We start from the raw sequence: 24944 nt of genomic DNA, 5'->3' as shown, positions 1-24944 counted from the left end.
CTGGAACGCCACGGCGGCCGGACCCATGCCGGCGTGATCATCCGAGTGCTGACCCGCATCCTCGCGCTGACCGCTGTGATCTGGCTCAACGACAACACCGGCCAGCCGATCAAGCGATCCCTGATCGCCTACGACCACTAACCGTAGCCATCCCCCTTGGCATCAATCATCTAGCGTGCGGGCGGGCGGGGTCAGGGCGATCGCACCCAAGGCCGGCACCGACGCCGAGCCGCGCACCGGCCGCATGCCACCATCTCCGATTCCGAGGGGCACCTCACCGAGCCCTCATACCTTCGCCCGGCGCTTGCGGAAGGAGACCTGTCTGAGCCCCGGCCACTGGCTGACCCGGTAACGGCTGCGGCGGGCGCGGCACCTGCTGGAGCCCTGTCCCGCTCGAACCCCGGTTCCGTCTTGTGAACCGGGGGTTCGCTTCGTGATCAGGGCGGCGACCGCGACCTGTACCGTGTCCTCGCGCTCCGGGCGTCCGGCCGGAGCGTCCAGGAACGAGCCGGGAGATCCGGGAGCTGATCATTCGCTTGGCACGGGAGAAACCGGATGGGGCCATCGACGGGTGCACCGGAAACTGATGCGGCCTGGCTTCCAGCTTGCTGCTGCGCCGAGCGCTGGATCCGGACGGCGCGAGCCGAGTGCCGCAAGATACTCGGAGGAGCGATCAACCAGTACCGCCGAGCCGCCTGACCCGACTGGCGAAACCCCAGATCAACCCACGCGCGCGAGTTCTGACGCCCTACAGGTTCATCGACGTGCGGCACTGGATCATTCTGCCGTCAGGCCGCGTTCGCGCGCCTGGCCCGCGAACGCTCTCACCGAAGTCGACCGGCAGATCATGACCGGCGTCGAACGGCGCTTGCTCGGCCGGCCCGAGATCACCGACGGCACCGTCAACATCACCAACATCTGCGTCGAGGCCGACGCGACCCGCGCTTCCTACTACCGCTCGCCGGTTGCCACTGCGGTCAAGGAACTGCCGGCGGCCCCTTGCCGTCGCACGACCCGAGATCCGCGAGCCGACCGACACAGTGAACACCTACGCCGACCACATCCAGGTCGCTCACCCTGCGTAATGCCCAGTTGGAGGAGGAGAACAGCATCCTCCGCGAAAGCCTGGAAGGCGCCAGGGCCAACGTCACCCCGCTGAACAGGCGCTGAGCCGGAGTGCCGCAGGGGAAGCTGCTCGGCTGCCGAATAAGAATTCAATACCCCAAAGTCACATTGTCCTTACGGAGAGTGACTGATCGTGGTGGCGTTGAGAACATCACGTTGACGTTCCGTAGTCGATCAGTTGCACAAGGAGAATGTGTTGTCGAAGACACACCGAGGCCGCGGCACACGTGGTCTCATCAGGACCACCCTGGCGACGACCCTGCTGCTCGCCTCCTGGGCGATGACCGGCCTGACCGCCGCAGCCACCGCCCACAGCGCCCCGGCCGCGGCTTTCGAGCCGGGCACCTACAAGATCATCAACGTGGCCTCGCACAGCTCGGTGCGGGACTTCAACGCCGGCGGGGAACTCTTCGTCTCCAGCACCCGCGAGAACCCGGGCCCGTTCGAGCTCTGGCAGATCGAACGGAGCGGCAGCGGGTACACCATCCAGAACGTCGGCCTCAACCTGATCAGAATGCTCGACAGCTACGCCGCAGTACGGCAGACACTGGTGAACGAGCCGGTCGTCACCAACCGCGACGCCAGCACCTGGTCTATCTCCCCGGCCGGCGAGGGCACCTACGTCATCAAGGTCCCCGGCCATGACCTGCTCTGGAACGTCGAGCCCCCAGTGGTGCCGCGGGGCGACGTGCGCCTGCGCCACGCGAACGGATCCGACACCCAGCGTTGGACCCTCGTCCCGGCGACGCAATGAAACGTCCCCGCGCTCTGCCTTGAGCACCCAGACGCCGTACTCCTGATCCGGGCTGCCCCGGCCGCCGGCCCGATCTACCGCCTTCCAGCCACCCCTGACGTGCCCGGCCTGCCCCCTCACGCGAGGAGGCAGGCCATTGCCGTCCATACCCCCGGAGCCCGCTCCAGCAGAGCGGTGAGCTCCGGAGTGGTCAGGGGCACGGCATCACCGGTCAGACCAGGCATGGCAAGCCTCCTGAGTCCCGCCGCGAATGTCAAAACGACCCGGCTCGCCAGGAGGATGGACCCGCCCGCCAAGCTTGCCGTGACGCCCCCGAGCCACGACGAAGAACGTGGGCCAAGACCAGAGGCCGCGCCCAGGCGATCTGTCGGCGCGCTGCCGTATCGTACGCGTCCATGATCGGCTTACCTCGGCCCCTCACCCTCGGACTCGCGGCCGTACTGCTGCTGGGCTGCCTCACCTCCGACGCGCTGCTCGAAGACGAGGGTTACTTCTGCGGTTTCGTCGGCAACACGATCTCCTGCGGCTCCCCCGAGCGCGACGCCACCATCGCGGCCGCCATGCTCACGCCCGCCGAGGCCCGCTCCATCGGCTGCCCGCCGCTCTACGTGGGAGAGCAGCAGGAGCCGACGTTCGGCGAGGTACTGCCGACCCCCGAGCCCACCTTCGCCGTCCGCACCCCTGACCCGGCAGTGGCCGCCCGCGTCAACGCGGCGTGGAGCCGCATCCAGCGCCGGCTCGGCGCGCACGCCTCAGCCACCTTGCGCAAGCTGCGCTTCGGCGCCGAGCCGGAGCGCCTGGCCGAGTGGGAGCACTACGCGGGCCGCCGCCTGCCCGACGACCTGTACGCCTCCTACCTGCGCCACGACGGCGCGGACGGCAACCTGGGCGACGGCTTCCCGCTCCCTGGCGGGTACGGCCTCCTGGGGGTCAACGACATCGACTCCATCAACGCGAGCAAGTGCCACGACCTCGTCATCACCGGCGAACTGGCGGACGCCGACCCCGAGCACGGCACCTGGCACGGCAGCCTGCTGCCCACCGGCACCGACGCCTCAGGACACGAACTGTTCGTCGAGCCCCGTACCGGCCGGGTGGGCGAGGCCGCCTTCGATGAGCGGCTCCGCTACGACGGCCCGATGGGCTTCCCATCCCACGCGGCGATGCTGGAGGCACTGGCCGCCGCGCTGGAAGGTGGCGGCGCGATGGGCGGCTCGTACCCGACGGTGACCGGGAGCTGCGAGCTGCGCTGGGCCGCGGAGCCCGCCCCGCTGCCGGGCGGGTGCGCGGGCGGACCGCGTCCGACCCCCACACCCACCCCCACACCAACCCCGCAGCCGCCCACCGACGCCGAGAAACGCGCCACCGGCTGCCTGCCCGCCCGCCGCGCCCCCGTCGTGCGCACCCCGCGGGCCGCCGTCACGGCCGAGGTGAACGCCACCTGGCGGCGCATCGAGCGCTGGCTCGCCCGGCACGCGCCTGCCACGTACAAGGGACTGCGCCCGCCGGCCACGCCCCTGGCGATCGCGCGGGCGGAGGCCGCCATGGGCGCGCGCTTCCCCGACGACCTGCGGGCCTCGCTGCTGCGCCACGACGGGGCGAGCGACGCGGGCTTCTCCTTCCCACCGATCTACAACTCCATGTCGGTACGCGATATGCGGCGCGACTGGCAGGCGAACTGCGACATCACACTCGACGACCCGGAGCTGAGCCCGTACTGGTGGCACGGCCGCCTGATCCCCTTCGGCTACGACGGCACCGGCGGCAGCATGTTCGTCGACCCGCGCACTGGCCGCACCGGCAGCTTTCACAACGAAAACGGCCTGCACACGGACGACAGCGACATCTGGCCCTCCTACCTGGCCCTGCTCAAGGTCACCGCCCGCGCCCTGGAACGGGGGGAGCCAGTGCGCGGCTGGCGGCCCGGCGTGGAGAAAAGCCGCCTGGACTGGCGCTACGAGGACTAGCCACTCACCCCGCCGTCCCCGACCGTGGCGTCCGGGACCGGGGAGCCGTCGTCGGCCGCTAGGTGAGGAGTGTCGGCGTACGGACGAATCCGATGAGGTGTTCGCCGCCGCTGGCGTGCGGGCATCAAGACGCCCGTCCGGTCACCACGAGCGAACGCGTTCGCCGAACGATTCGTGGGAACGCCACGCCGCGAGTGCCCCGACCACCTGCTCATCCATGGTGAGCGGCACCTGCGCAAGGTCCTGACCGAGCACGAGCGCCATTTCAACCATCATCGCCCGCATCAGGAGCGTTCGCTTCGCCCGCCCGTGCACGATCCCAGCATGGTGATCGACATGACTTCCCGGATCCACCGTCGAAGGACCGTCAAAGGACTGATCAACGAGTACCGCAGAGCAGCCTGATCACCCGGCAAACGCCCAGCTCAGGGGAGGGCAGATGAAAGACGGCGAACCACCGAACTGTCGTGTGTGATGACCTCAATGGGACTTGACTCCCGTTAGTCAATTTTCCCTTCGACTTATGTCGTGTCGACTATTGTGTGACCATCTGGTTGCGTACCGCTGTGGTTACGACGTGGGCCGTGATGATCGGGGGAATGCGGCAGTGACGAGGTCGGCCAAGGGTGCGCTGGTCGCGCTGGCCATGGCCATGCTCGCCGTCCTCCTCCTCTCCCACGGAACTCCCTCGACGGGAGAGCCGTACGCCTCCGCGGCTGCGATGGCCGCGAACGCCACGGGTCATTACGAGCACTTCCCGCAGCCGGAGGAGACGTTCAGCCACGTCTGGGTCCGTGACCGCCAGCATGGTGACGGGTGCCACGAGGTGAAGAGTTCCACCGGGCTCACAGTGATCATGCCCGTGGTGGAGTCGCTCACCGTCGCGAATGAAGCCGAAGGCCCGCCGTACGGGCTGCGCAGGCAACGCAGCGGGGCGCTGCCTGCGGTGCTTCAGGTGTTTCGCTGCTGAGGTGGGGTCGGCCGAGCGAATCGGCGACCGGTTGAGGGCACTCTGAGCGCCCCATTCAACCCGTCTGGTGTTCCTGCCATCCGGGTCGCTCGCTGCTGCCGTCACCTGGTCCCAGGCCGTAGTCGCCCGGTCCCAGACCGTAGACCCCACAGGCATTGAACGCGCCACCACGGCGCACAGGAGACATCTCACATGCAGTCACTCATCGATCACGCACGTGCCTTCTACGCTCGCGCCGCCGAGCGCGGAGTTGAGTTCGACCGGCTGGCCGCGGGGCAGTCCCCGCAGGCGCTGTTCATCACCTGCTCGGATTCCCGCGTGATCCCTTCGCTGTTCACCGGAGCCCGGCCGGGGGAGCTGTTCGAGCTGCGTACGGCCGGCAACATCATCCCCCGCTACCTGCCGCACCGCTCGTCCGGCGAGGCCGCCACCATCGAGTACGCGGTGCAGGTGCTCGGCGTGTCCGACATCGTGGTGTGCGGACACTCGCACTGCGGCGCCGTGGGGGCGCTGGCGCGGGGAGAGGACCTGGCCGCCGTTCCCTCCGTCCGCGACTGGCTGCTGCGCAACGCCGAAGCTCCGCCCGCCGTCGACCACGGGCCGGACGTCGCCCAGGCCGTGCAGGCCCATGTCCTCGCCCAGTTGGAACGGCTGCGGGAGTATCCGGCCGTCGCCGCCCGGCTCGCCGATGGGCGACTGTCGCTCCGGGCCTGGTTCTATGAGGTCCACACCGGCTCCGTGCTCGCTCACCGGCCGGACCTCGGCGACTTCCTCCCGTTGTGAGCGCGGCCCGTCGCATGAACGACAAGCGCATGAGGTTTTCGATGCGTAAGGACTTCGCCGCCTCCCTCGTGGTCTTCCTCATCGCCCTGCCCTTGTGTGCGGGCGTCGCGGTCGCCTCGGGGGTGCCCGCCGAACTCGGACTGATCACCGGAATCGTCGGCGGCATCGTCACCGGGCTGTTGCCGGGCAGCAGCCTGCAGGTCAGCGGTCCGGCCGCGGGGCTGACCGTGCTCGTCTACGAGGCCGTCCAGATGTACGGGGTGGCCACCCTCGGCGCGATCGTCCTGGCCGCGGGCCTGCTCCAGGTCACACTGGGCGCACTGCGGCTGGGACGGTGGTTCCGCGCGATCTCCGTAGCGGTCGTGGAGGGCATGCTGGCCGGCATCGGCCTGATCATCATCGCCGGGCAACTGTACGCGATGGCCGACCTGCCTGCGCCCGCGGCGGGACTCGCCAAGATCGCGAGCCTTCCCGGCCTTTTCGTGGACGTGCTCGGCTCCGCTCAGGCGCTGTCGGCGCTCGGGGTCGGGGTTGGCACGATCATGGTCATGGTGCTGTGGCGGCGCCTGCCCGCCAAGCTCCGCATGCTGCCCGGTGCGCTGGCCGCCGTACTGCTCGCCACGGCCGCGTCCGCCCTGCTGAGCCTGCCCGTCAAGAAGATCGAGGTCGCCGGGCTGCTTGACGCGATCCGGCTGCCCGGGCTGGACGACCTCGGCCGGCTGGCCGAGGTGGGTGTGCTGGGCACCGTGCTGGCGTTCCTGCTCATCGCCTCGGCCGAGAGCCTGTTCAGCGCGGCGGCGGTGGATCGCCTGCACGACGGGCCGCGTACCGACTATGACAAGGAACTGATGGCCCAGGGCGTGGGCAATGCCGTCTCAGGCCTGCTCGGCGCCCTGCCGCTGACCGCGGTCATCGTACGGAGTTCGGCCAACGTCCAAGCGGGGGCACGGACCAAGGCTTCGCGCGTGCTGCATGGGATCTGGCTTCTGCTGTTCGCGGCGTTCCTGCCGTTCGCGTTGGCCGCTATCCCGGTCGCGACGCTCGCCGGGGTTCTCATCCACGCGGGCTGGAAGCTTCTCCCCATCAGGCACCTGGCCAAGCTGTGGCGGGAGCACCGCGGGGAGGCGGTGATCCTGGTCGTCACGGCGTTGGCCATCGTGTCGGTGAACATGTTCGAGGGCGTGCTCATCGGGCTGGCCTTGTCCATCGTCAAGTCCGCGTGGGAGACCTCTCACACGCAGATGCAGGTCACCTCCGGCGACAGCGGACCGATCCGGGTGGCGATCAGCGGCAACGCGACCTTCCTGCGCCTGCCGAAAATGCTCGACGCGCTGGAGGCGTTGCCCAAGGACAGGCCCATCGAACTCGACCTCGCCGAGCTGCGCCACCTCGACCACGCCTGCCGCACCGCCCTGACCGCCTGGGCGCAACGCCACAACAGCGAGGGCGTCGAACCGGTCCGCATCCTCGTCACGGCCTGAGCCGTCCGATCCCAGCCGTCGCCGCTCGCGTCCCAACGAAATCGAACGCGGTGACGGCTTGGACTGGCGGCCTCCCGTCGAAGAACCCGGCATCAGACCGGAGCTGAGCCGCGTCGGCCGGCCTGCGCGAACAAGGTGCGTCGAGTGGATCGGCTCTCGTTCCCATCGCAGGCTGCTCCTAGGATGTGCGTATGGAGTCAAGCGGTAAACATGCACCTGCGACTGACACGCAGTCGCTGACTCCTGGAGAGTCACAGTTGGTGATAGCGGCCCGGCTCTTCGCACTGCTGGCGGACCCGACGCGGCTCCATCTCATCTGGCTGCTCGCCCGCGCCGAAGCGGACGTGACGAGCCTGGCGCACGCCACCGGCGCCTCTCAGCCGACAGTGAGTCAGCACCTGGCGAAACTGCGGCTGGCCGGGCTTGTCGAGCCGCGAAAAGAGGGCAGGCGAGCCATCTACGCGCTGCGTGACGGGCACCTGCGTCGCCTTGTCCTCGAAGGTCTCAGCCACGCCGACCACCAGATCTCGGGGATGCCCTGGCACGACTGACCCTTTAACGCATGCACATATGCTTATATATTGACGACGTACCCGGCCCCGAGGGACGTCGCCATGCTTGCCGTCTTGCGCAACCGCGCCTACCGCCACCTGTTCACCGCTCAGGTTGTCGCCCTGATCGGCACCGGTCTGGCGACCATCGCGCTCAGCCTGCTCGCTTATGACCTGGCCAAATCCGACGCCACGGCCGTGCTGGGAACCGCGCTCGCGATCAAGATGATCGCCTATGTCGTCGTAGCCCCCTTGGCGAGTGCCTTCGCCGACCGCATCCCGCGGCGCATCCTCATGGTGGCCATGGACGTCGCGCGGGCGGTGGTCGCGCTGGCCCTCCCCTTCGTCACCGAGGTATGGCAGGTCTACCTGCTCATCTTCGTCCTGCAGTCCGCCTCCGCCGCGTTCACACCGACCTTCCAGGCGACCATCCCCGACGTGCTGCCCGACGAACGGGACTACACCCAAGCCCTGTCACTGTCCCGCCTGGCCTACGACCTGGAGAGCCTGTTCAGCCCCACGCTGGCCGCCGCGCTACTCACGCTGATCAGCTACAACTGGCTGTTCACGGGAACAGCGGTGGGATTCCTCGCATCGGCCGCCCTGGTCGTCTCGGTGATCTTGCCGAAACCGGCCCCGGTCGAGAGGGAGGGCGGAATCTACGCCAAGGCACTGCACGGCACCCGCCTGTTTCTGGCCACCCCGCGCCTGCGTGCCGTCCTGGCCCTGGACCTGGCGGCTGCCGCGTCAAGCGCAACCGTGATCGTCACCACCGTCGTCCTGGTCCGCGAGTACCTACGGCTTCCGGTGGCACAGATGTCGCTGGCGCTGGGCGCCTACGGGGCCGGCTCGATCGTGGTCGCGATGCTGCTGCCCCGGCTGCTCGCCCGAGTGCAGGACCGGACCGCGATGGTGACGGCGGCCTTCGCGTCGGTGGCCGTGTTCGCGTTGCTGGCCGTACCCGGTGCGTTGTCCTGGCCGCTGCTGCTCACCCTGTGGTTCGCCTTCGGTGCGGCCGGCTCCGTCATCCTCACCCCGACCGGCCGGATCATCCGCCGGTCCACGGGCTCCGCCGACAGGACCGCGGTCTTCGCGGCCCAGTTCTCCCTGTCACACGGCTGCTGGCTGCTCACCTACCCCCTCGTGGGCTGGCTCGCCGCAGGCGCCGGGCTCACGGTGACCGCGATCGTGATGGGCGCGATAGCACTCCTCGCCGCCATGGCGGCCGTCCGGCTGTGGCCGACGCGCGACGAAACGGTCCTCGCTCACACGCACGACGGCCTGCCCACGGACCACCCGCACCTGGTCGACGCGAACGGGTGGAGCCACCGCCACGACTACGTGATCGACGAACTCCACACCCGGTGGCCGGCGCTGCGGGACTGACCTGAACAGCGGTGCCATGCCCAGCGCCGTCACGGGACGCAGTGTCGGTAGAGAGGGTCGAACCGCAGAGTCAAGGGCGCGATGCCCCCGCGCGAATCCTGAGCCGCCCAGCAGGGCCGGAGCGCTGAATCCGGTCGACCACCCGCGACTCCTCAGCGTCGTCGGTCCACCCTCTCATCGTCGTCGGCAAGCGGGGATGGCTGACTGCGCTCAGCGTTGATGCCGCCGGGCCCAAGAGCGGCCGTCCGCAACCACCACCACCGTCTGCAGCCGCCAACTCGGCGCGGTCGCCCGCCGCCCGGTCGGTCAGGTTCTCCACCTACTGCAGCACGGTGATCAACGCGAGCATCCCCGGGGACTGCGCGCTGGTGCCGCGGGGTGAGCTCATCCAAAAGATCACGCACGCGGGCGTCAACCACCTCGCGAATCCCGCGCACCTCAGCCAGGCTCTTTCCGGCCGGGTCAGGCAGATCCCAGTCCAAGTAGCGCTTGCCCACGTAGACCAGGCAGGCGTCGCCACAGCCCATGGTGATGACGTCGGTGGCCCGGACCACGTCATCGGTGAGCGGCTTGGGGAACTCGTCCGGGTGTCGTCCGAGGTGTCCAGCCCGATCTCGGCCAGCGCCTCCTCCACGACAGGCTCCAGCCGGGCGGCCGGATACGAGCCAGCCGTCCGCACATGCACCCGGCCTTGGGCGTGGTGGCCGGTGAGAGCGGCGTGGCCAGTCGGCGCGGTTGAAGCCCTTTCGATTGCGGCCGTACCGGCGCTGTCGCGGCCCCAGGTGTCGTCTGTCTTGACTCCGTACTCCTTCAGGCGGGCGGTCAAGGTAGCGGTTCCTCCAGGTCCGCCCACTGGCCGTACGCGTCCGGCCGGAATGAGGGTGAACATGGTGGCCTTGACCCCGGTCTGGTGCATGCCGGTGCCGAGGATCATGTCGTTCTCCTATCGGCCCATCACCCGCAGGAAGATCCTGATGCCCGCGTCCGCCGAGATGGCCTTGGTCAGGGTGTCCTTGTCCGGGCGCTGGTGGCCAGGATGAGGATGATGCCCAGGGCGGGACCGCGCTTGATGATCGCGGTGGCGTACTTGGCGGCCTCCTCGCCGTACTCGTCGTCGGCGAACAGCTCCTGGCCGGTCCGGTCGCCGGCCAGAGCGGCCTTGGCGGCGGCGATGGCGTCGATCGGTCGGACTTGCCCTGGAAGCGGCGGGTCTTGCGGTCGGGCCGGTCGATCTCGACTTCGACGACGGCGTGCTGTCGGTGGCCAAGCGATCGTGGATCGCAGGGTGAAGGAGGCTCAGCCGAAGACGGAGTCGAGCGACGCGTCGGTCGCGCTCGGCAGGGCCACGCTGGACGTGCTGGAACTGCACCGTAAGAGCCAGGAGGAAGAGCGGTCGGCGTGGGGCGGCTCGTGGACGGAGACAGGCCGCATCTTCACCCGAGCGGACGGCGCCGAGCTGAAACCGGACTGGGTGAGCGAGCACTTCGAGCGGCTGGCGTTCGCGGCCGGGCTGCCGCCGATCCGGCTGCACGACCTCCGTCACGGCGCCGCCACACTGAGCCTCGCGGCGGGCAATGACATGAAGACGACGTCGGAGATGCTGCGGCACTCATCTCTGGCAATCACGTCGGACACCCACACGAACGTGCTACCGGAGCTGGCGCGCGCAGCAGCCGAAGCGAGCGTCTCCTTGGTACCTCGCGCGGTCGCGGTGGGCGAACCGTCCCAAACTGAAGGTCTCCCTTCGGTCCCCCCGGCCCGCTCTAAAGGGTCATCGGATTCTGGGCTTTCCCGGAACCGCAGGTCAAAGCTATGATCAAAGCGCGCCCTGCAGGATTCGAACCTGCGACCGTCGGATTAGAAGTCCGGTGCTCTATCCAGCTGAGCTAAGGGCGCTCCCGCCTTATTGTGCATGATCCGGCGACATGTCACGCACACGTTTTCGCCGTGTCAGTCTGTCAACCCGATCACACCCCACATGAACAGGGCTTCCGGCACGCCGGTCGTGAGCGTCCAGCCAGCGGTGTGGCGGGGGGTGTGGGCTTCTGGGAGGGTGCCGGAGGTGGCCAGGTACAGGTCCAGCGAGGCAGCGCAGTCGGCCTCGTGGGCGTCGTGTGCCGGCGCTGAACGCTCCGCCACGTAGACCCCAGGGGCACCGGTACGCCGTGCAGGTGGAGCTGGGCGGGGGCAGGCCGGCCGGAGCGTCGCACCGGCTGCGGAGATCCGGACGCCATGGGCGTCGCCCAGCGAACTGATGCGATGCGCGACCAGTTCGCCGAGGAGCGTCATGAGGGGACGCCGGCAGCGGGACGGGCACGGGGATCGCCGTCTGCATCGGTGCGCGGCTCCAGGTCGGTCGGCTAGGAGCACGGTAGCGGGCTGGGCCCTCGCTCTGCGGTGGGCGCGCCCGGTGGCGGTCTTGGCCCGTGTGGTTGGAGGGGCTTGGTCCGGGATTGGGCGCCGGGCATACTCAGGCGGCTGGGAGCCCCTGCGGCCGGATATCCGAACAGGGTCCGAGGGGGTGGGAAAGGCGGCGCGGGGTGGGGTGGAAGGGGTCTAAGCTGTCTTGGCATGGTCGCGACGCTCCTGCATGAAGTTCCCCTGCAGGGCGGGGACGTGACAGACGGAGTGGTGCGCGTCGGAGACACCGTGCGCAGACCGGTCAGTACGTCGACGCCCGCCGTGCATGCCCTGCTGAGACACCTGGAGACCGTCGGGTTCGACGGGGCGCCCAGGGTGGTGGGCATGGACGGGCTGGGTCGCGAGATGCTCACCTACCTCCCCGGCAGGACGGGCCTGCGGCTCGAAAGCGTGACCGATGAGGCGCTGGCCGGGCTGGCGGGGTTGGTGCGGCGGTTTCACGACGCGACCACCGGTTTCCCGCTGTCGGGCAGAGGTTGGGACGGCGGGTCGAACGACGACAGAGCCCCCGAAGTGATCGGGCATTGTGACGTGACCCTGGAGAACGTGGTGTTCCGCGAGGGCGGCCCGGCGACCCCGTACGCGCTGATCGACTTCGACCTCGCCCGGCCCACCACCAGGCTGTTCGACGTCGTCACGACGCTTCGCCACTGGGCTCCTCTCGCCGACCCCGTCGACCGTGCCCCGCTCCTGCGCACCGTGGACGTCGGTGCCCGGCTGCGCCTGTTCTGCGACGCGTACGGGGTCGAGCCCCGCGAGCGCCGTCGCCTCCTCGATCTGGCTCGGCTCCGCTTCCACCGCTCCTACGCCGTCATGCGCACCCGCGCCGCCACCGGTGGCAACTGGGCGAAGATGTGGGCGGGCGGCGCCGGTGAGCGCATCCGCCGTGCCACGGCCTGGCTGGATGTACACGAAGATGAGCTTCATGCCCATTTGGTGTGATCCTCTGGGGCTCGCGCTCGGCGTGGCCCTCGACCGGCTCCTCGCCGACCCGCAGAGCCCCGCTCATCCCGTCGCGCTGTTCGGGCGTGTCGCGGGACGGCTGGAGAAGTCCCTGTACGCCGACGACCGGGCGCGTGGCGCGCTGCACGTCGCCGTGTGCGTCGGCGGCGCGACGGCGCTGGGCGTCCTGGCCGTGCGCCTGGCCCCGCACCCCGTCCTCCGTACGGGGGTCACCGCCGTGGCCACCTGGGCCGTGCTCGGGGGTACGACGCTCGCCCGCGAGGGAATCCACATGGCCGACGCGCTGGAGGGCGACGACGTTCCGCGGGCCAGGGCCCGGCTCCCCCACCTCTGCGGACGCGATCCGCGTCATCTGGACGCCCCCGAACTGGCGCGGGCCACGGTCGAGTCGCTGGCCGAGAACACCTCCGACGCCGTCGTGGCGCCGCTGTTCTGGGGGGCGGTGGCGGGGGTGCCTGGGCTGCTGGCGTACCGGGCGGTCAACACGTTGGACGCCATGATCGGGCACCGCTCCCCCCGCTACGAGCGGTTCGGCTGGGCCGCCGCCCGACTGGACGACGTGGCCAACTACGTGCCCGCGCGGCTCACCGGCGTGCTCACCGTGCTGACCGCGCCGGACCCGGCCAGGGCTCGGGCCATGCTGAGCAGGGACGGGCACCGCCACCCCAGCCCGAACTCCGGCCGGTGCGAAGCCGCGTTCGCCGGTGCGCTGGGCGTGACGCTAGGCGGCGAGAACGTGTACGAGGGCAGGACCGAGGAGCGGCCCACGATGGGCGACGGGCCCAGCCCGGAGGTCGGGGACATCCGCCGCGCCGTACGTCTGACGCGGGCGGTGAGCCTGGCAGCCGCGGGCGCGGCGGTGGCCACGGCCTGGGCCCTGCGCCGCCTGCTCACCAGATGACGAGAGTGACGACGGGGACCGCCCAAACGAACCGCGCCGGGCTCACCCGTTTGGCGCTTGGGAGCCCCCGGCGCCCAAGCGGTCGCCCACGGCCCGGCTCAGGTCGGGATCGGCGGTTGATGACGCCGAGGTTCTCACATCATTCGGTTGAGGTTGAGGACGAGCCAGATCACGAACACCGCGATCAACGTGATGGAGATCAGCGCCTTCGCCGCGCTGTGCGCGACTTCCTTCCTGGCCGTGACCTGCCGGGCACTCTGCTTCCACACCTGACGCATGATGATCATGGCCTGGAAGCGGCGGCCGAGGAAGAACACGGCGATCCCGATGAGGATGAAGAGAATGACGCGACCGTCTGCAGGTTCCACGGAGATCCCCCTGTGGTCCTTGAAGCTCCCTGATCCCCCCGAAAACATTTGAGAACACAGAATACTCATGTGACAGCGGTTTTGTGACGCAAATCACTGCTCCAGATCGACCACGATCGGCGCGTGGTCGGACGGCCCCTTCCCCTTGCGGGCCTCACGATCCACGTACGCCGACCGCACCCGCCCGGCCACGTCCGCCCCGGCGTAGACCAGGTCGATGCGCATGCCCTTGTCCTGGTGGAACATCCCGGCCCGATAATCCCAGTACGTGAACGGATGCGGCCCCTTCATCGGCGTCGGCACCACGTCCACCAGTCCCAGTTCGCGCAGGCCGGCCAGGGCCTGCCGTTCGGCGGGCGTGACGTGGGTCGCGCCGACGAACACGGCGGGGTCCCACACGTCGGCGTCGGTGGGCGCCACGTTGAAGTCGCCGCAGGCCACCAGCGGCCCGGTCGCCAGCTCCGCGCCGAGCGCGTCCTTGAGCGCGGCGAACCAGGCCAGCTTGTACGCGTAGTGAGGTGAGCCGACCGCGCGGCCGTTGGGCGCGTAGAGGGACCACACCCGGATCCCGCCGCAGGTGGCGCCGACGGCGCGGGCCTCGGGCCGGGCCGTGCCGACGCCGTCGATCTCGTCGAAGCCCGGCTCGCCGGGGAAGCCCAGGGTCGCGTCGGACAGCCCGGCCTTGGACAGCAGCGCCACGCCGTTCCAGCGGCCGTCGCCGTGGGCCGCGACGGCGTATCCGAGCGCGCCCACCTCCGCCACCGGGAACGCCTGCGCCGGGCACTTCGTCTCCTGCAGGCAGACGACGTCGGGCTCGACCTCCGCCAGCCACTCGAGCAGGCGGGGCAGCCGTGCCTTGACCGAGTTCACGTTCCAGGTAGCCAGGCGCATCTCACCAGCCTGCCACCTCGTACGCCATCGAGGAGGGCGGCGCCCCAGCCGCGGAGCGGCAGGACCGAGCCGACCGGCGCCGTCAGGACCGCCGGGTGCGCTCGACCCCCACCGTGATCTCGTTGCCGAGCCTGTGCCCCAGGAGCAGTTCGAGGTCGTCGCCGCTCCAGAACCTGCCGGGGTCGTACCAGTTCGGCCGGCGTCCGGCGGGCAGGAGCCCCATCGCCTCGTAGGTGACGGCCACGACCTCGGCGCAGTAGGCGCTCTCCAGCGTCTGGTCCGTAGGGCGGCGGCGCGGGACGCGGCCCTTGGCCCAGCGGGCGGCCAGCCTGGCGGTGGAGGGGAACGGGGTGCCGTCGAGCCTGGCGACCGTGCGCAGGGCGGCGTCCTCCATCTCGGGCGTGACCTCGGGGTCGAGTTGGCGCAGCCAGGCGCGCTGGTCGTACCTGTCGGCCCATACGGTCACCGCGTCGCGCAGGTCGTGCAGTTGCACGCCGCGGTGATGGGTGCCCGACCACAGGTCGAGCAGTGACTTGCCCAGTTCGGCGTGCCACATCATGGGTGGCAGGTCCTCGATGACGACGGCCATGCCGACGTGGTTGACCGGGCTGTTGGTCATCGTCTGGATGGCGCGGTCGGGCACGGACCGCCCGCGGAAGATCCACAGGTCGCCGGTCCGCGTCACCCTGACGGCCTCGTCGAGAGTCAGCACAGGGCTAGCCTAGGCATCATGCGGTGGTGGAAGATGCTGGGCCTGGCCGGGATCATGGGTGTCGCGGCCACGGGAGTGGTGATCGCCCGTGCCGAGCGGCGGCGGCGCGCCTACACGCCCGAGGAGATCAGGGCGCGGCTGCGCGAGCGGGCGGAGGCCCGCCCCGGGCCTCATCAACCCGAGGACCTGCGACCGTGACCAGGTGAAGCTCAGCCAGAGGACCGGCGACCGTGACCAGGTGAAGCTCAGCCGGAGGACCGGCGACCGTGACCGGGCGAAGCTCAGCCGGAGGGGCGCAGGTCGTAGACGAAGACCACGTCGGGGTAGGCCGGGTTCTCGTCGTAGCCCTGCACCCCGCCCAGGTACGCCCGCCGCGACCTGACCACCCACGGCATCGCCGCGGCCGCCCGCTGGTCGAGCACCCAGGTCGTGGCCTGCTCGTACACCCGCTGCGCCGCGAGCTTGTCGGTCACCGTCAGTTCGGGCACGGTGTCGAGCATGGCGTCGAGCCGCGGGTCGTTCAGGTACGACAGGTTCATGACCGGCGGATTGGCACTGCGGAAGACCTGCCCGAAGTAGGAGTAGCCGTCGGCGTAATCGGGCCACCAGTACATGACGAAGATGTCCTGGCCTCGCTGTTTGCCCAGCTCCCACTGCGCGTTCCAGTTCATGCCCCGGGCTTCGAGGGTGATGTTGAGCGGCTGCAGCGCGGCGCGTAGCCGTCTGACGAGCACCTGCTCGTCGGCCTCGCCCTCGCCGTAGGTCAGTCGCAGCCGCAGCGGCGTGCCGCCGGGGCCGTACCCGGCCTGTTGGAGCAGGCGGGTGGCGGTGGCCACGTCCTGCTCGGGCATGCGGGCGGGCACGTGGCCCAGGAGTCCCTCGGGGATGACGCCGCTGGCCGGCATGACCGAGCCCTTGAGCGCCTGCACGACGCCCTGGTAGTCGAGGGCCTTCTGCACCGCCTTGCGTACCCGAATGTCCTTCATCGGGCCTTCTGCGGTGTTGAACAGCATCATCGCCGTGGTGAACGAGGGCCGGTCGGACGTGCGCAGCCCCGGCGCGGCCTCGGCCTGCGCGAACAGCTCGGGGTCGAGCCGGTCCACGAAGGTCGCCTCGCCGCGCTGCAACATCCGGTACGCCCGCTCGGGGTCGGGCACGGCCCGGTACTTGATCGTGTTGTAGTGCGGCCGTTCCCACCCGTCCCAGTACCCTTCGTACGCCGACAGGGTGAGTTCGTCCTCCTTGCCCTTGTTCCACTTCGCCACCGTGTACGGCCCCGAGCCCGCGTCACGGCCCTGCTGGAACCATTTGGCGAGGTCGGGCGCGGCCTTGGTGTCGTAGATGTAGGCCGCGTACCCGGCGGAGGCCACCAGGTCCAGCGGCACCGGGTACTTCAGCGCGAACGTCACCGCGAGCGGCCCCTCGACCCTGATGGCGGAGACGGCGTCCCAGATGTAGGAGGCCCCGGTCTTGGCCTTCATGGTGCGTTCGATCGACGCCTTGACCGCCTCGGCGTCCAGCGTCCTGCCGGTGTGGAAGGTGACGCCGGAGCGCAGCGTGAAGGTCCACGTCCGGCCGTCGGCCGACGACCGCCACGACGTGGCCAGCCGGGGCGCCGACTTCTTGGTGACGGGGTTCCAGAGGGTGAGGGTCTCGTAGACGTTCTGGAAGGCGATGATCTCGTTGGAGTAGGAGCGGCTGGGGTCCCACTCGGTGATGACGTCGGTGTTCTTGACGTAGACGAACGGCGCCTCCCCCGACGGTGCCCGCGGTGGCTCCGGAGGTGCCGAGCAGGCCGCGAGGAGGACCAGCGCGGCGGCCGCTGCGAGTCGACGGCGCAACGCATCTCCCTCTGTGACCGATGTACTCGGGGAAACCTACTCCAAGATCACGATCCGGGTGTCCATCGTGTCCAAAAGTCCCGAAAAATTGGGCATTCTGGTGATCGAATTGCTATTCTCGGGGCTTGTCCCGTCCGGGGTTGCCAGCAGGGGACCGACCGGAGTGAGGTGCCATGGGTCGTAGCCGAACGATCCGCATGAAGATCATCGGCCTACTGCTGGTGCCGCTGACCTCCATGGTGGTGTTGTGGGGGGTCATCACCGCCGTCACCGCGAGCGAGAGCTTGGAGCTGCGCCAATACAAGACAGTCTGGACGAACCTCCGTCTTCCCGCGTACGAACTGATCGACGAGCTCCAGCGTGAGCGGCTGGTCTCGGCCCAGCTCCTGAGGAACTCGACGACCAAGACCACGGTGACCGCGCAGCGGAACCGCACCAACGCCGCCAGTGACACGTTCCGGCAGCTCTCCGGCGACTCCAAGGACAGATCCGCAGATATCAGCACACAGGTGGACGCGGTGTACAAGGCGACCGACAGGCTCGATGCGATCCGAGGTGAGATCGACACGGGCCTGTCCGACCGGCTGAACACCGTGGAGGCGTACAACTCGATCATCGACGCGCTGTTCGGCCTGCACCGCCGGGTCGCGCTGATCGACGACATCCCGATCTACGAGCAGTCGCGCGTGGTCATCGAGATGAGCTACGCCAAGGAGTTGCTGACCAGGGAGCAGGCCATCGGGCTCGGCGTGGTCAACCGCGACGAGCGCAGGCTGTTCACGCAGATCGCCGGCAACCGGCGCTTCCTGATGGACCAGTCCCTGGCCGAGCTCGACCCGGTCCTGCGCGATCCCCAGGTCGCGCTCATCACCTCCGCCGCCTACCAGCGGATGCGGATGATGGAGGACCAGATCATCGCCGGCGGCACCCCGGTGACCTGGCTCGCCACCACCGAAGGGCTGGCCCAGTCGTTCCAGACGGCCCTGATGCGGGCCAGCACCACGTTGAACGAGCGGGCCGAACCGATCGCCGACCAGGTGCTGTGGCGGGCGTTCCTGCTGGCGGGCACGGCACTGGCGCTGGTGATCGTGTCGATCGCGTTCTCGTTGCGGATGGGCAACCGGCTGTCCAAGGAGCTCGGCACGCTGCGCCTGGCCGCGCTGGAGGTGGCCCAGGAACGGCTGCCGCACGTGGTGGCCAAGCTGCGCAAGGGCGAGACGGTGGAGATGCCGGAGCTGTCGGTGGCCGGCACCACGGTCGAGATCGACGACGTGGGCCAGGCGTTCTCCACCGTCCAGCAGACCGCGGTCGAGGCGGCGGTCGGGCAGGCGCAGCTCAGCGAGGGCGTCGGCCATGTCTTCCGCAACCTGGCCAGGCGCAGCCAGCGACTGCTGCACCGCCAGCGCATCCAGCTCGCCGACATGCAGCACCGGACCACCGACCCGGAGCAGCTCGACGACCTGTTCAAGCTCGACCACCTCACCACCCGCATGCGCCGCCACGCCGAGGGCCTGATCATCCTGTCGGGCGCCACACCGGGGCGCGGCTGGAGCCGTCCGGTGCCGCTGCTGGACGTGGCCCGCGGCGCGGCGGCCGAGGTGGAGGACTACCAGCGGGTGGTCATCGAGCCGATGTCCGGCCAGCGCCTGGCCGGACCGGTCGTCGGTGACGTGATCCACCTCATCGCCGAACTGATCGAGAACTCCACCGTCTACTCCCCCCCGCACACCTCGGTCATCGTGCGTGGCGAGGCGGCGGCCAGGGGATTCGCCTTCGAGGTCGAGGACCGGGGGTTCGGGATGAGCGCAGAGGAGCTGGCCGAGTACAACGAGCGGCTGGCCAGCCCGCCGGAGTTCGACCTGGCCGACAGCGACAGGCTCGGCCTCTTCGTCGTCTCACGCCTGGCCGCCAGGCACGACATCCGCGTGACATTGCGCGGTTCACCATATGGAGGGACCACCGCGATCGTGTTGATCCCGGAAGAGCACGTGGCCGAACCCGAGCCCGAAGCTCCCCAGACGGCTCCTGAGAAGGAGCCCGCCCGTCCCATGCGGGTGGTGCGAAGTGACTGAAGAGCGCTGGCTGGACGAGGACGCCGGTCCGATCGTCCCCGCCTACCTGCTGACCAGGGGCCGGACGGTGCCCGCGAGCGAGGCCATCGACCTCATCGCGGTGATCATCACGGCCGGCGGCCTGACGCCGCCGCGCGGCCTGGACCCCGAGCACCTGATCATCCTGCAGAAGTGCACCCAGCCCACCCGCCTGGTGGACGTGGCGGCCGAGCTGAACCTGCCCATCGGCGTGGTCCGGGTGCTGGTCGGCGACCTGCACGCCCAGCAACTCGTGCAGGTCGAGCTGCCGCCGCCCGCCCCGGACGCCAAGGTGCTGCTCGAGGTGATCAGTGGGCTGAAGGCCCTGTGACCGCCGCGCGGTTGAGGTATCCGTACCCGGCCGCGAACAGCGCCGCGACGACGCCCGCCCCGGCGGCTGCCCCGAAGACCCACTGGTAGCCGCCGGCGCCCGGCAGGGCCGCCAGGATCGCCGCGATCGCGGCGCCGGACACGCTGCCCCCCACGATGCGGACGAGCGCGTTCACCCCCGCCGCCACGGCGGTCCTCTCCGGGGCGACGTGCTCGACGGCCATGGTGCCCAGCGCCGCGTAGCCGATGCCCAGGCCGACCCCCATGAGCGAGGACGCCACGTACAGGTGCGCGGAGGACTCGTTCGCGACCACCAGCCAGAGCGCGGCCAGGGCGGTGACCGCCGCACCCGCCGCCACCATGGTCGACGCCGGCAGGCGGCGCATGATCCGGCCCGCGAAGAGTGAGATCACGAGCATGAACAGGGTGCTCGGCAGCAGGTAGAACCCGACCTCCAGGGTCGTGGCGGCGAAACCGCCGGCCTGTTCGGGCGCCTGGGCAAAGCTGGACATGCCGGTCATCAGCGTGAAGAACGAGAACCCGAGCAGGGCCGAGGACACCGTGGCGCCCACCGTGCCCCTGTGCACCAGCATCGCCATGTCCACCAGCGGCTCGGCCACCCTGCGCTCGACCAGCACCCACAGGCCCGCCAGCACCACGGCTGCCGCGAAGAGCCCGAGCACGCCCGGCGAGGTCCAGCCCCAGGAGCCGCCCTCGCTGACGGCCAGCAGGAGCGCGACCAGCCACGCGGCCAGCAGCGCGGCCCCGAGCAGGTCGGGACGCCCTCTGAGCGGCGGGGCCACGTCGCGTACGAGGAACGCCACGATGATCGCGGCCACCAGCGAGACACCGCCGGTGATCCAGAAGACCAGGTGGAAGTCCCCGGACGCGAGCCCGGCCAGGATCATGCCGCCGCCGCTGCCGAAGCCCATCGTCGCGCTCAGCACGCCGATGCCGGTCGCGAGCTGGTTCCTGGGCAGCAGGTCACGGACGACCCCGATCGACAAGGGGACCAGCGCGGTCACGAGACCCTGGAGCACCCGTGCCACGATCAGCCAGGTCAGCGAGGTCGCCAGCGCGGCCATGACCGAGCCGATCACCAGCAGGCCCAGGGCGCCGAGGATCATGCGGCGTCTGCCGTACATGTCGCCGAAGCGCGACAACAACGGCGTGGACACCGCGCCCACCAGGAGGCTCAACGTCAGGGTCCAGGTCACGGCGGCCAGCGAGGCGTTCAGCTCCCGTTGCAGCACCGGGAGCAACGGCACGACGGCGGTGTTCTGCAAGGCGGCGATGGACGCGGCGAAGGCCAGCGAGATCACCGCCGGCCAGGGATTCCTGATCGACGTCTCCCGCGACGCGGGCGCGACGAGTGTCGCCATGTCGGCTCCTTTAGGTAACTTAGGTAAGTAACGAGTACAGATATTACATACCTAAGTTAGGTAAGCAAGCGGATGGACGACGACCTTCAGGTGACGGTGGCCGCGTTCCGGCGGCTGGTGACCACGCTCAACCGCGGCAAGACCCACGAGCGGCTGACCGAGGCCGCGGGCGTCCGCCTGCACCGGCCCGACGTCGAGGTCCTCGTCACCCTGCTCGACGCGGGCGAGCCCCGCAGGATCGGCTCGATCGCCGAGACCCTGCAGGTGGAGAGCCCTCACGTGACGCGGCACGTGGCCGCGCTGGAGCAGCGCGGCCTGGTCGAGCGCGTACGCGACCCCGACGACGGCCGGGCCTGGCGCATCGCGCTCACCGAGGAGGGGGCCGAGGTGGCGGGCAGGTGCCGCCGGGTCACCGGCGCGTGGATAGAGGGCGCCCTGGAGGGCTGGTCCGACGCCGACAGGGCCGAGCTGTCCCGGCTGCTGGGCAAGCTCTCCGACGACGTCCACGACCACCTGAGGACACTCAAAGTGGTCAAGTGACCGGGAGGACGTCCTCCGCCCGGTGACAGGCCACCCGACGTCCCCGCGCGTCCCCCGGGCGCACGTCCCTCAGCTCGGGCGGGCGCTCGCACTCCGGCCCTGCCAGCGGGCAGCGCAGCCGGTACGCGCACCCGGTCGCCGCCGGGACGGCCTCCGTTCCGCCCCCCTTCGCCGACCCGGCCACGGGCGGGGGACCGCCGAGCCTCGGCACGGCGTCGCGCAGGGCCCGGGTGTAGGGGTGGGCGGGGGCGGCCAGGAGGTCGGCCGTCGGCCCTGACTCGACCACCCGGCCCGCGAAGAGCACGTACGAGGTGCGGCACAGCCGCTCCACGACGGCCAGGTTGTGGGTGATGAGCAGGCGCTCGGTGTCCAGCGACTCCAGCAGGCCGAGGATCCTGGCCTGGACGGTGACGTCGAGCGCGCTGGTGGGCTCGTCCAGGATGAGCAGGCGGGGGCCGACGGCCAGCGCGCGGGCGATCACCACGCGCTGCCGCTGGCCGCCGGACAGCTCGTGCGGGCGGCGGCCGGCCAGCTCGGGGTCGAGGCCGACCTGCCGGAGCAGTTCGGGCACGCGGGAGCGGGCGGCGCGCGGCAGGGCCTCGGCCACCGAGCGGCCGATGCGCATCCTGGGGTCGAGCGCCTCGGCCTGGAAGACGGGCTGGACGTCCCTGCGGAACTGCCGCGGGTCCGCCTTCGCGAGTGTCCGGTCGCCGTACCAGATGTTTCCCGACATGGGGGCCAGGAGGCCCAGGAACGCGCGGGCCAGCGTGGTCTTGCCCGAGCCGCTCTCCCCGATCAGGCCCACGCCGCCCTCGGTGACGTCCAGGCTCACGTCGTGCACGACGGGGCGGCGGCCGTACCCGAGCGTCACCCGTTCGGCTCTGAGCAGGGTCACGGGAGCGCCTCCAGCAGCTCGCGGGTGTAGGGGTGGGCGGGCTCGGCCAGCACGGTGGCGGCCGGGCCCGACTCCACCACCGCGCCGTCCTTCATGACCAGCACCCGATCGGCGATCGTCGAGACCAGCGCCAGGTCGTGCGAGACGAGCAGCAGCGCCAGGCCGCGCTCCGCGCGCAGCCGGCACAGCAGGGCGACCACTTCGGCCTGCACGGTGACGTCGAGCGCGCTGGTGGGCTCGTCGGCCAGGATCACCTCCGCGCCCAGGGAGAGGGCCAGCGCGATGGCGAAGCGCTGGGCCTGGCCGCCGGAGACCTCGTGCGGGTAGCGGCGCAGGATCTCCGGGTCGAGCATGACGGCCTCCACGGCCCGCGCCATGGCCTGCTCGCCGGCGTCCCTGCCGTGCAGTTTGAGCGCGCGGCGCATCAGGACGCCGAGGCGGGTGGCCGGGCTGAGCGCGGCCTGCGGCGACTGCATCACCAGCGCCGCCCGCGCGCCCCGCAGCTCACGGAGCGCACGCGGGGAGGCCGTACGTACGTCGACCCCGCACACCCTGATCTCGCCCGAGACCTCCGCGTTCTCGGTGAGACCGAGCAGCGACAGCAGCGTCGTGGACTTGCCTGAGCCGCTCTCCCCCACGATCGCCACGCACTCGCCGGGCCCCACGTCCAGCTCGGGCACGTCGGCGACCAGCCGCCCGCCGTAGCGCACCCGCAGCTCACGCACCTCGATCACCTGACCACCCTTCGGGGGTCGAGCGCGTTGCGCAGCCCCTCGCCCAGCACGTTGAACGCGAACGCCGTCACCAGGATCGCCAGCCCGGGGAAGGTGACCACCCACCAGTTCGTGGTGAAGAGCGTCTGCCCCTGCTGCACCATCAGCCCCCACTCCGCCGTCGGCTCCTGCGCCCCCAGCCCCAGGTACGACAGCGCCGCCGAGGTCAGGATCACCCCGCCCGCGTCCAGCGAGATCTGCACCAGGACGGGCGTGAGCGAGTTCGGCAGCACGTGCCGCACGATGATCAGCGGGGCGGGCACGCCCAGGCACCGGGCGGCGTCCACGTAGCTCCGGGTGGCGATCGAGGCGGCCACGGACGCGGACAGCCGCGTGTACCACGGCCACCACGTCACCGCGATGGCCAGGATCACGGTGTTCACGCTGGGCTGCAGCACGACGGCCAGGGCCAGCGAGAGCAGCAGCGCAGGGAAGGCCAGGAACACGTCCGTGACCCGCATGATCACGTCTCTGACCCAGCCGCCCGCGTACCCGGCCACGACGCCCAGGGCGACCCCCACCGCCGCCGAGACGCCCAGCACGGCCACGGCGATGAACAGCGAGGTGCGCCCGCCGTACAGGATCCTGGTGAGCACGTCGCGCCCGACCTGGTCGGTGCCGAACCAGTGGGCGCCGCTCGGCGGCAGGAGGCGTTCCAGCGGCCGGGGCTCGTCCATCGGGTACGGCGCCAGCCACGGCGCGAGCAGCGCGGCCAGCACGACGGCCGCCAGGAGCACCGCCCCGAACGCGGCGAACCGGTCGGGGACGCGCGGCAGCGTCCTGCGCAGCGGTTGAACGTCGGTCATCGCGTCCTCGTCCGGGGGTCGACGAAGCCCTGGAGCACGTCCACGACCAGGTTGGCCAGCACGTACACCAGGGCGACCAGGAGGGTGACGCCCGCGATGGCCGGGGTGTCCAGCGAGCGGATCGACTCGGCGGCGTAGCGGCCCAGCCCCGGCCAGTTGAAGACGGCCTCGACGAGGAAGCCGTTGACGATCGCGTACGCGAAGACCAGGGCGATCAGCGACAGCACCGGGTTGAGCGCCGGTCTGAGCGCGAACCTGGTCAGGATGGAGGTCTCGCCGAAGCCCAGCGCGCGCTCCAGCCTGGTGTGGTCCTGGCCCGACTCCTCGATGAGCGCGGCCCTGGTCATCTGGGCGATGACGCCCGTGGGGTAGGCGGCCACGACGAGCGCGGGCAGCACCAGGTGATGGAGGGTGCTGGTGAAGATGGGCCAGTTGCCGGTGATGAGGGCGTCGACGACGGTGATGTTCGTCCAGAGGGTGAGGGGGCTGGTGGTGTCGAGGGAGGAGTCGTACTCGCCGGCGATGGGGAACCAGCCGAGGTTGCCGGCGAAGACCGTCTGCAGGGCCAGGGCCAGCCAGAAGACCGGTACGGAGACGGCCAGCATGCTGCCGAGCCGTACCCCGAAGTCGGGGAGCCGGGTCTTGTGGCGGGCGGCGAGCACGCCGAGCGGGATGCCCGCGACGACCGCGAGCAGCAGGGCCGCCCCGACCAGCTCGAGCGAGGCGGGGAAGGCGAGGTAGAGGTCGTCGCGGACGGGCTGCCTGGTCCGCAGGCTGACGCCCCAGTCGCCGGTGACCAGGTCGCGCACGTAGGTCAGGAGCTGCACGGGCAGCGGGTCGTCCAGCCCGAACCGCGCGCGGGCCTCGGCGAGCTGCTCGGGCGTGGCCTTCGGCCCGGCGAAGGCCACCGCCGGGTCGCCGGGCACCAGCCGCATGACCGCGAACGTGAGCACGACCACGCCGGCCACGACCAGGAGGGCCTGGCCGAGCCGGCGGGCCAGATGGCGCAGCATG

26 protein-coding genes, 1 tRNA gene and 1 pseudogene are annotated in these 24944 nt (G+C 70.3%); 17 read left to right on the top strand and 11 right to left on the bottom strand.

Annotated elements, in window-relative coordinates:
- The 11 genes and pseudogenes from ACZ6S0_RS19570 to ACZ6S0_RS19520 form a co-directional block, all read left to right on the top strand.
- Nucleotides 1-141 (top strand): annotated as a pseudogene (locus tag ACZ6S0_RS19570) (IS982 family transposase); the annotation flags it as partial.
- Between the two features lie 1180 nt (nucleotides 142-1321).
- Complete coding sequence (locus ACZ6S0_RS19565) at nucleotides 1322-1879, top strand: RICIN domain-containing protein (RefSeq protein WP_465919274.1); 558 nt, start codon at nucleotides 1322-1324, stop codon at nucleotides 1877-1879.
- A gap of 395 nt (nucleotides 1880-2274) precedes the next feature.
- On the top strand, nucleotides 2275-3846 hold the full coding sequence (locus ACZ6S0_RS19560) for an SMI1/KNR4 family protein (RefSeq protein WP_465919271.1): 1572 nt from the start codon (nucleotides 2275-2277) through the stop codon (nucleotides 3844-3846).
- A gap of 174 nt (nucleotides 3847-4020) precedes the next feature.
- Complete coding sequence (locus ACZ6S0_RS19555; RefSeq protein WP_465919269.1) at nucleotides 4021-4251, top strand: hypothetical protein; 231 nt, start codon at nucleotides 4021-4023, stop codon at nucleotides 4249-4251.
- 202 nt (nucleotides 4252-4453) lie between these two features.
- Nucleotides 4454-4816: a hypothetical protein gene (locus ACZ6S0_RS19550; protein WP_465919266.1), complete on the top strand. Its 363-nt coding sequence runs from the start codon at nucleotides 4454-4456 to the stop codon at nucleotides 4814-4816.
- A 192-nt stretch (nucleotides 4817-5008) separates the two neighbouring features.
- Nucleotides 5009-5599 (top strand): carbonic anhydrase, encoded by a 591-nt coding sequence (locus ACZ6S0_RS19545; protein WP_465919263.1) that lies wholly within the window; start codon nucleotides 5009-5011, stop codon nucleotides 5597-5599.
- Nucleotides 5600-5640: 41 nt separating this feature from the next.
- A complete protein-coding gene (locus ACZ6S0_RS19540; protein WP_465919262.1) occupies nucleotides 5641-7080 on the top strand; it encodes a SulP family inorganic anion transporter in 1440 nt (479 codons plus the stop codon).
- A 260-nt stretch (nucleotides 7081-7340) separates the two neighbouring features.
- The gene (locus tag ACZ6S0_RS19535; protein WP_465919315.1) at nucleotides 7341-7631 is read left to right on the top strand and encodes an ArsR/SmtB family transcription factor; all 291 of its coding nucleotides are present in this window, start codon (nucleotides 7341-7343) and stop codon (nucleotides 7629-7631) included.
- Between the two features lie 63 nt (nucleotides 7632-7694).
- On the top strand, nucleotides 7695-9017 hold the full coding sequence (locus ACZ6S0_RS19530; protein WP_465919259.1) for an MFS transporter: 1323 nt from the start codon (nucleotides 7695-7697) through the stop codon (nucleotides 9015-9017).
- Between the two features lie 887 nt (nucleotides 9018-9904).
- On the top strand, nucleotides 9905-10057 hold the full coding sequence (locus ACZ6S0_RS19525) for a hypothetical protein (protein WP_465919257.1): 153 nt from the start codon (nucleotides 9905-9907) through the stop codon (nucleotides 10055-10057).
- 245 nt (nucleotides 10058-10302) lie between these two features.
- Entirely contained in the window at nucleotides 10303-10833 is a 531-nt protein-coding gene (locus ACZ6S0_RS19520; RefSeq protein ID WP_465919255.1) for a tyrosine-type recombinase/integrase, read from the top strand.
- A 6-nt stretch (nucleotides 10834-10839) separates the two neighbouring features.
- Here the strand turns inward: ACZ6S0_RS19520 and ACZ6S0_RS19515 are convergent.
- Both ACZ6S0_RS19515 and ACZ6S0_RS19510 read right to left on the bottom strand, forming a co-directional pair.
- Nucleotides 10840-10913 (bottom strand) — tRNA-Arg (locus ACZ6S0_RS19515).
- A gap of 54 nt (nucleotides 10914-10967) precedes the next feature.
- The gene (locus ACZ6S0_RS19510; protein ID WP_465919253.1) at nucleotides 10968-11156 is read right to left on the bottom strand and encodes a hypothetical protein; all 189 of its coding nucleotides are present in this window, start codon (nucleotides 11154-11156) and stop codon (nucleotides 10968-10970) included.
- Between the two features lie 477 nt (nucleotides 11157-11633).
- Between ACZ6S0_RS19510 and ACZ6S0_RS19505 the strand changes: the two genes are divergently transcribed.
- Nucleotides 11634-12380 carry an aminoglycoside phosphotransferase family protein gene (locus ACZ6S0_RS19505; RefSeq protein ID WP_465919252.1) on the top strand — a complete coding sequence of 249 codons (747 nt, stop codon included), beginning with the start codon at nucleotides 11634-11636 and terminating at the stop codon, nucleotides 12378-12380.
- Complete coding sequence (locus ACZ6S0_RS19500; protein WP_465919250.1) at nucleotides 12364-13302, top strand: cobalamin biosynthesis protein; 939 nt, start codon at nucleotides 12364-12366, stop codon at nucleotides 13300-13302. The genes ACZ6S0_RS19505 and ACZ6S0_RS19500 overlap by 17 nt, the downstream gene beginning before the upstream one ends.
- Before the next feature lie 134 nt (nucleotides 13303-13436).
- Here the strand turns inward: ACZ6S0_RS19500 and ACZ6S0_RS19495 are convergent, their stop codons facing one another.
- The 3 genes from ACZ6S0_RS19495 to ACZ6S0_RS19485 form a co-directional block, all read right to left on the bottom strand.
- Nucleotides 13437-13670 carry a hypothetical protein gene (locus tag ACZ6S0_RS19495; RefSeq protein WP_465919247.1) on the bottom strand — a complete coding sequence of 78 codons (234 nt, stop codon included), beginning with the start codon at nucleotides 13668-13670 and terminating at the stop codon, nucleotides 13437-13439.
- Nucleotides 13671-13763: 93 nt separating this feature from the next.
- Nucleotides 13764-14561, bottom strand: a complete 798-nt coding sequence (locus ACZ6S0_RS19490; RefSeq protein WP_465919244.1) for an exodeoxyribonuclease III — start codon at nucleotides 14559-14561, stop codon at nucleotides 13764-13766.
- An 82-nt stretch (nucleotides 14562-14643) separates the two neighbouring features.
- Entirely contained in the window at nucleotides 14644-15270 is a 627-nt protein-coding gene (locus ACZ6S0_RS19485; protein WP_465919314.1) for a hypothetical protein, read from the bottom strand.
- Nucleotides 15271-15291: 21 nt separating this feature from the next.
- Between ACZ6S0_RS19485 and ACZ6S0_RS19480 the strand changes: the two genes are divergently transcribed.
- Nucleotides 15292-15471, top strand: a complete 180-nt coding sequence (locus tag ACZ6S0_RS19480) for a hypothetical protein (protein WP_465919323.1) — start codon at nucleotides 15292-15294, stop codon at nucleotides 15469-15471.
- Between the two features lie 83 nt (nucleotides 15472-15554).
- Here ACZ6S0_RS19480 and ACZ6S0_RS19475 read toward each other — a convergent pair whose 3' ends face one another.
- Nucleotides 15555-17114, bottom strand: a complete 1560-nt coding sequence (locus ACZ6S0_RS19475; protein ID WP_465919242.1) for an ABC transporter substrate-binding protein — start codon at nucleotides 17112-17114, stop codon at nucleotides 15555-15557.
- Nucleotides 17115-17287: 173 nt separating this feature from the next.
- Here ACZ6S0_RS19475 and ACZ6S0_RS19470 point away from each other — a divergent pair, with 173 nt between their 5' ends.
- Nucleotides 17288-19186 carry a sensor histidine kinase gene (locus ACZ6S0_RS19470; RefSeq protein WP_465919239.1) on the top strand — a complete coding sequence of 633 codons (1899 nt, stop codon included), beginning with the start codon at nucleotides 17288-17290 and terminating at the stop codon, nucleotides 19184-19186.
- The gene (locus tag ACZ6S0_RS19465) at nucleotides 19179-19535 is read left to right on the top strand and encodes a DUF742 domain-containing protein (protein WP_043630385.1); all 357 of its coding nucleotides are present in this window, start codon (nucleotides 19179-19181) and stop codon (nucleotides 19533-19535) included. The genes ACZ6S0_RS19470 and ACZ6S0_RS19465 overlap by 8 nt, the downstream gene beginning before the upstream one ends.
- Here ACZ6S0_RS19465 and ACZ6S0_RS19460 read toward each other — a convergent pair.
- Nucleotides 19513-20916: an MFS transporter gene (locus ACZ6S0_RS19460; RefSeq protein WP_465919233.1), complete on the bottom strand. Its 1404-nt coding sequence runs from the start codon at nucleotides 20914-20916 to the stop codon at nucleotides 19513-19515. The two genes, ACZ6S0_RS19465 and ACZ6S0_RS19460, sit on opposite strands and share 23 nt — an antisense overlap.
- A 72-nt stretch (nucleotides 20917-20988) precedes the next feature.
- On the opposite strand from ACZ6S0_RS19460, the gene ACZ6S0_RS19455 reads away from it, so the two are divergent.
- Nucleotides 20989-21456, top strand: coding sequence for a MarR family winged helix-turn-helix transcriptional regulator (locus tag ACZ6S0_RS19455; protein WP_465919231.1), 468 nt, complete (start codon nucleotides 20989-20991; stop codon nucleotides 21454-21456).
- On the opposite strand, the gene ACZ6S0_RS19450 is transcribed toward ACZ6S0_RS19455, so the two are convergent.
- From ACZ6S0_RS19450 to ACZ6S0_RS19435, 4 genes are read right to left on the bottom strand one after another with little or no spacing between them, the layout of a single operon-like run.
- Nucleotides 21449-22351, bottom strand: a complete 903-nt coding sequence (locus tag ACZ6S0_RS19450) for an ABC transporter ATP-binding protein (protein WP_465919229.1) — start codon at nucleotides 22349-22351, stop codon at nucleotides 21449-21451. The genes ACZ6S0_RS19455 and ACZ6S0_RS19450 overlap by 8 nt on opposite strands.
- A complete protein-coding gene (locus ACZ6S0_RS19445; RefSeq protein WP_465919227.1) occupies nucleotides 22348-23085 on the bottom strand; it encodes an ATP-binding cassette domain-containing protein in 738 nt (245 codons plus the stop codon). Before ACZ6S0_RS19445 ends, ACZ6S0_RS19450 begins: the two co-directional genes overlap by 4 nt.
- Nucleotides 23082-23930, bottom strand: a complete 849-nt coding sequence (locus tag ACZ6S0_RS19440; protein ID WP_465919226.1) for an ABC transporter permease — start codon at nucleotides 23928-23930, stop codon at nucleotides 23082-23084. The genes ACZ6S0_RS19445 and ACZ6S0_RS19440 overlap by 4 nt, the downstream gene beginning before the upstream one ends.
- Nucleotides 23927-24943 (bottom strand): ABC transporter permease, encoded by a 1017-nt coding sequence (locus ACZ6S0_RS19435; protein ID WP_465919224.1) that lies wholly within the window; start codon nucleotides 24941-24943, stop codon nucleotides 23927-23929. Before ACZ6S0_RS19435 ends, ACZ6S0_RS19440 begins: the two co-directional genes overlap by 4 nt.
- Nucleotide 24944: the final 1 nt, after the last annotated feature.

The sequence above is a fragment of the Nonomuraea sp. NPDC051298 genome (genome assembly GCF_055586305.1).
This window is presented reverse-complemented; position numbering and strand designations above follow the sequence as displayed.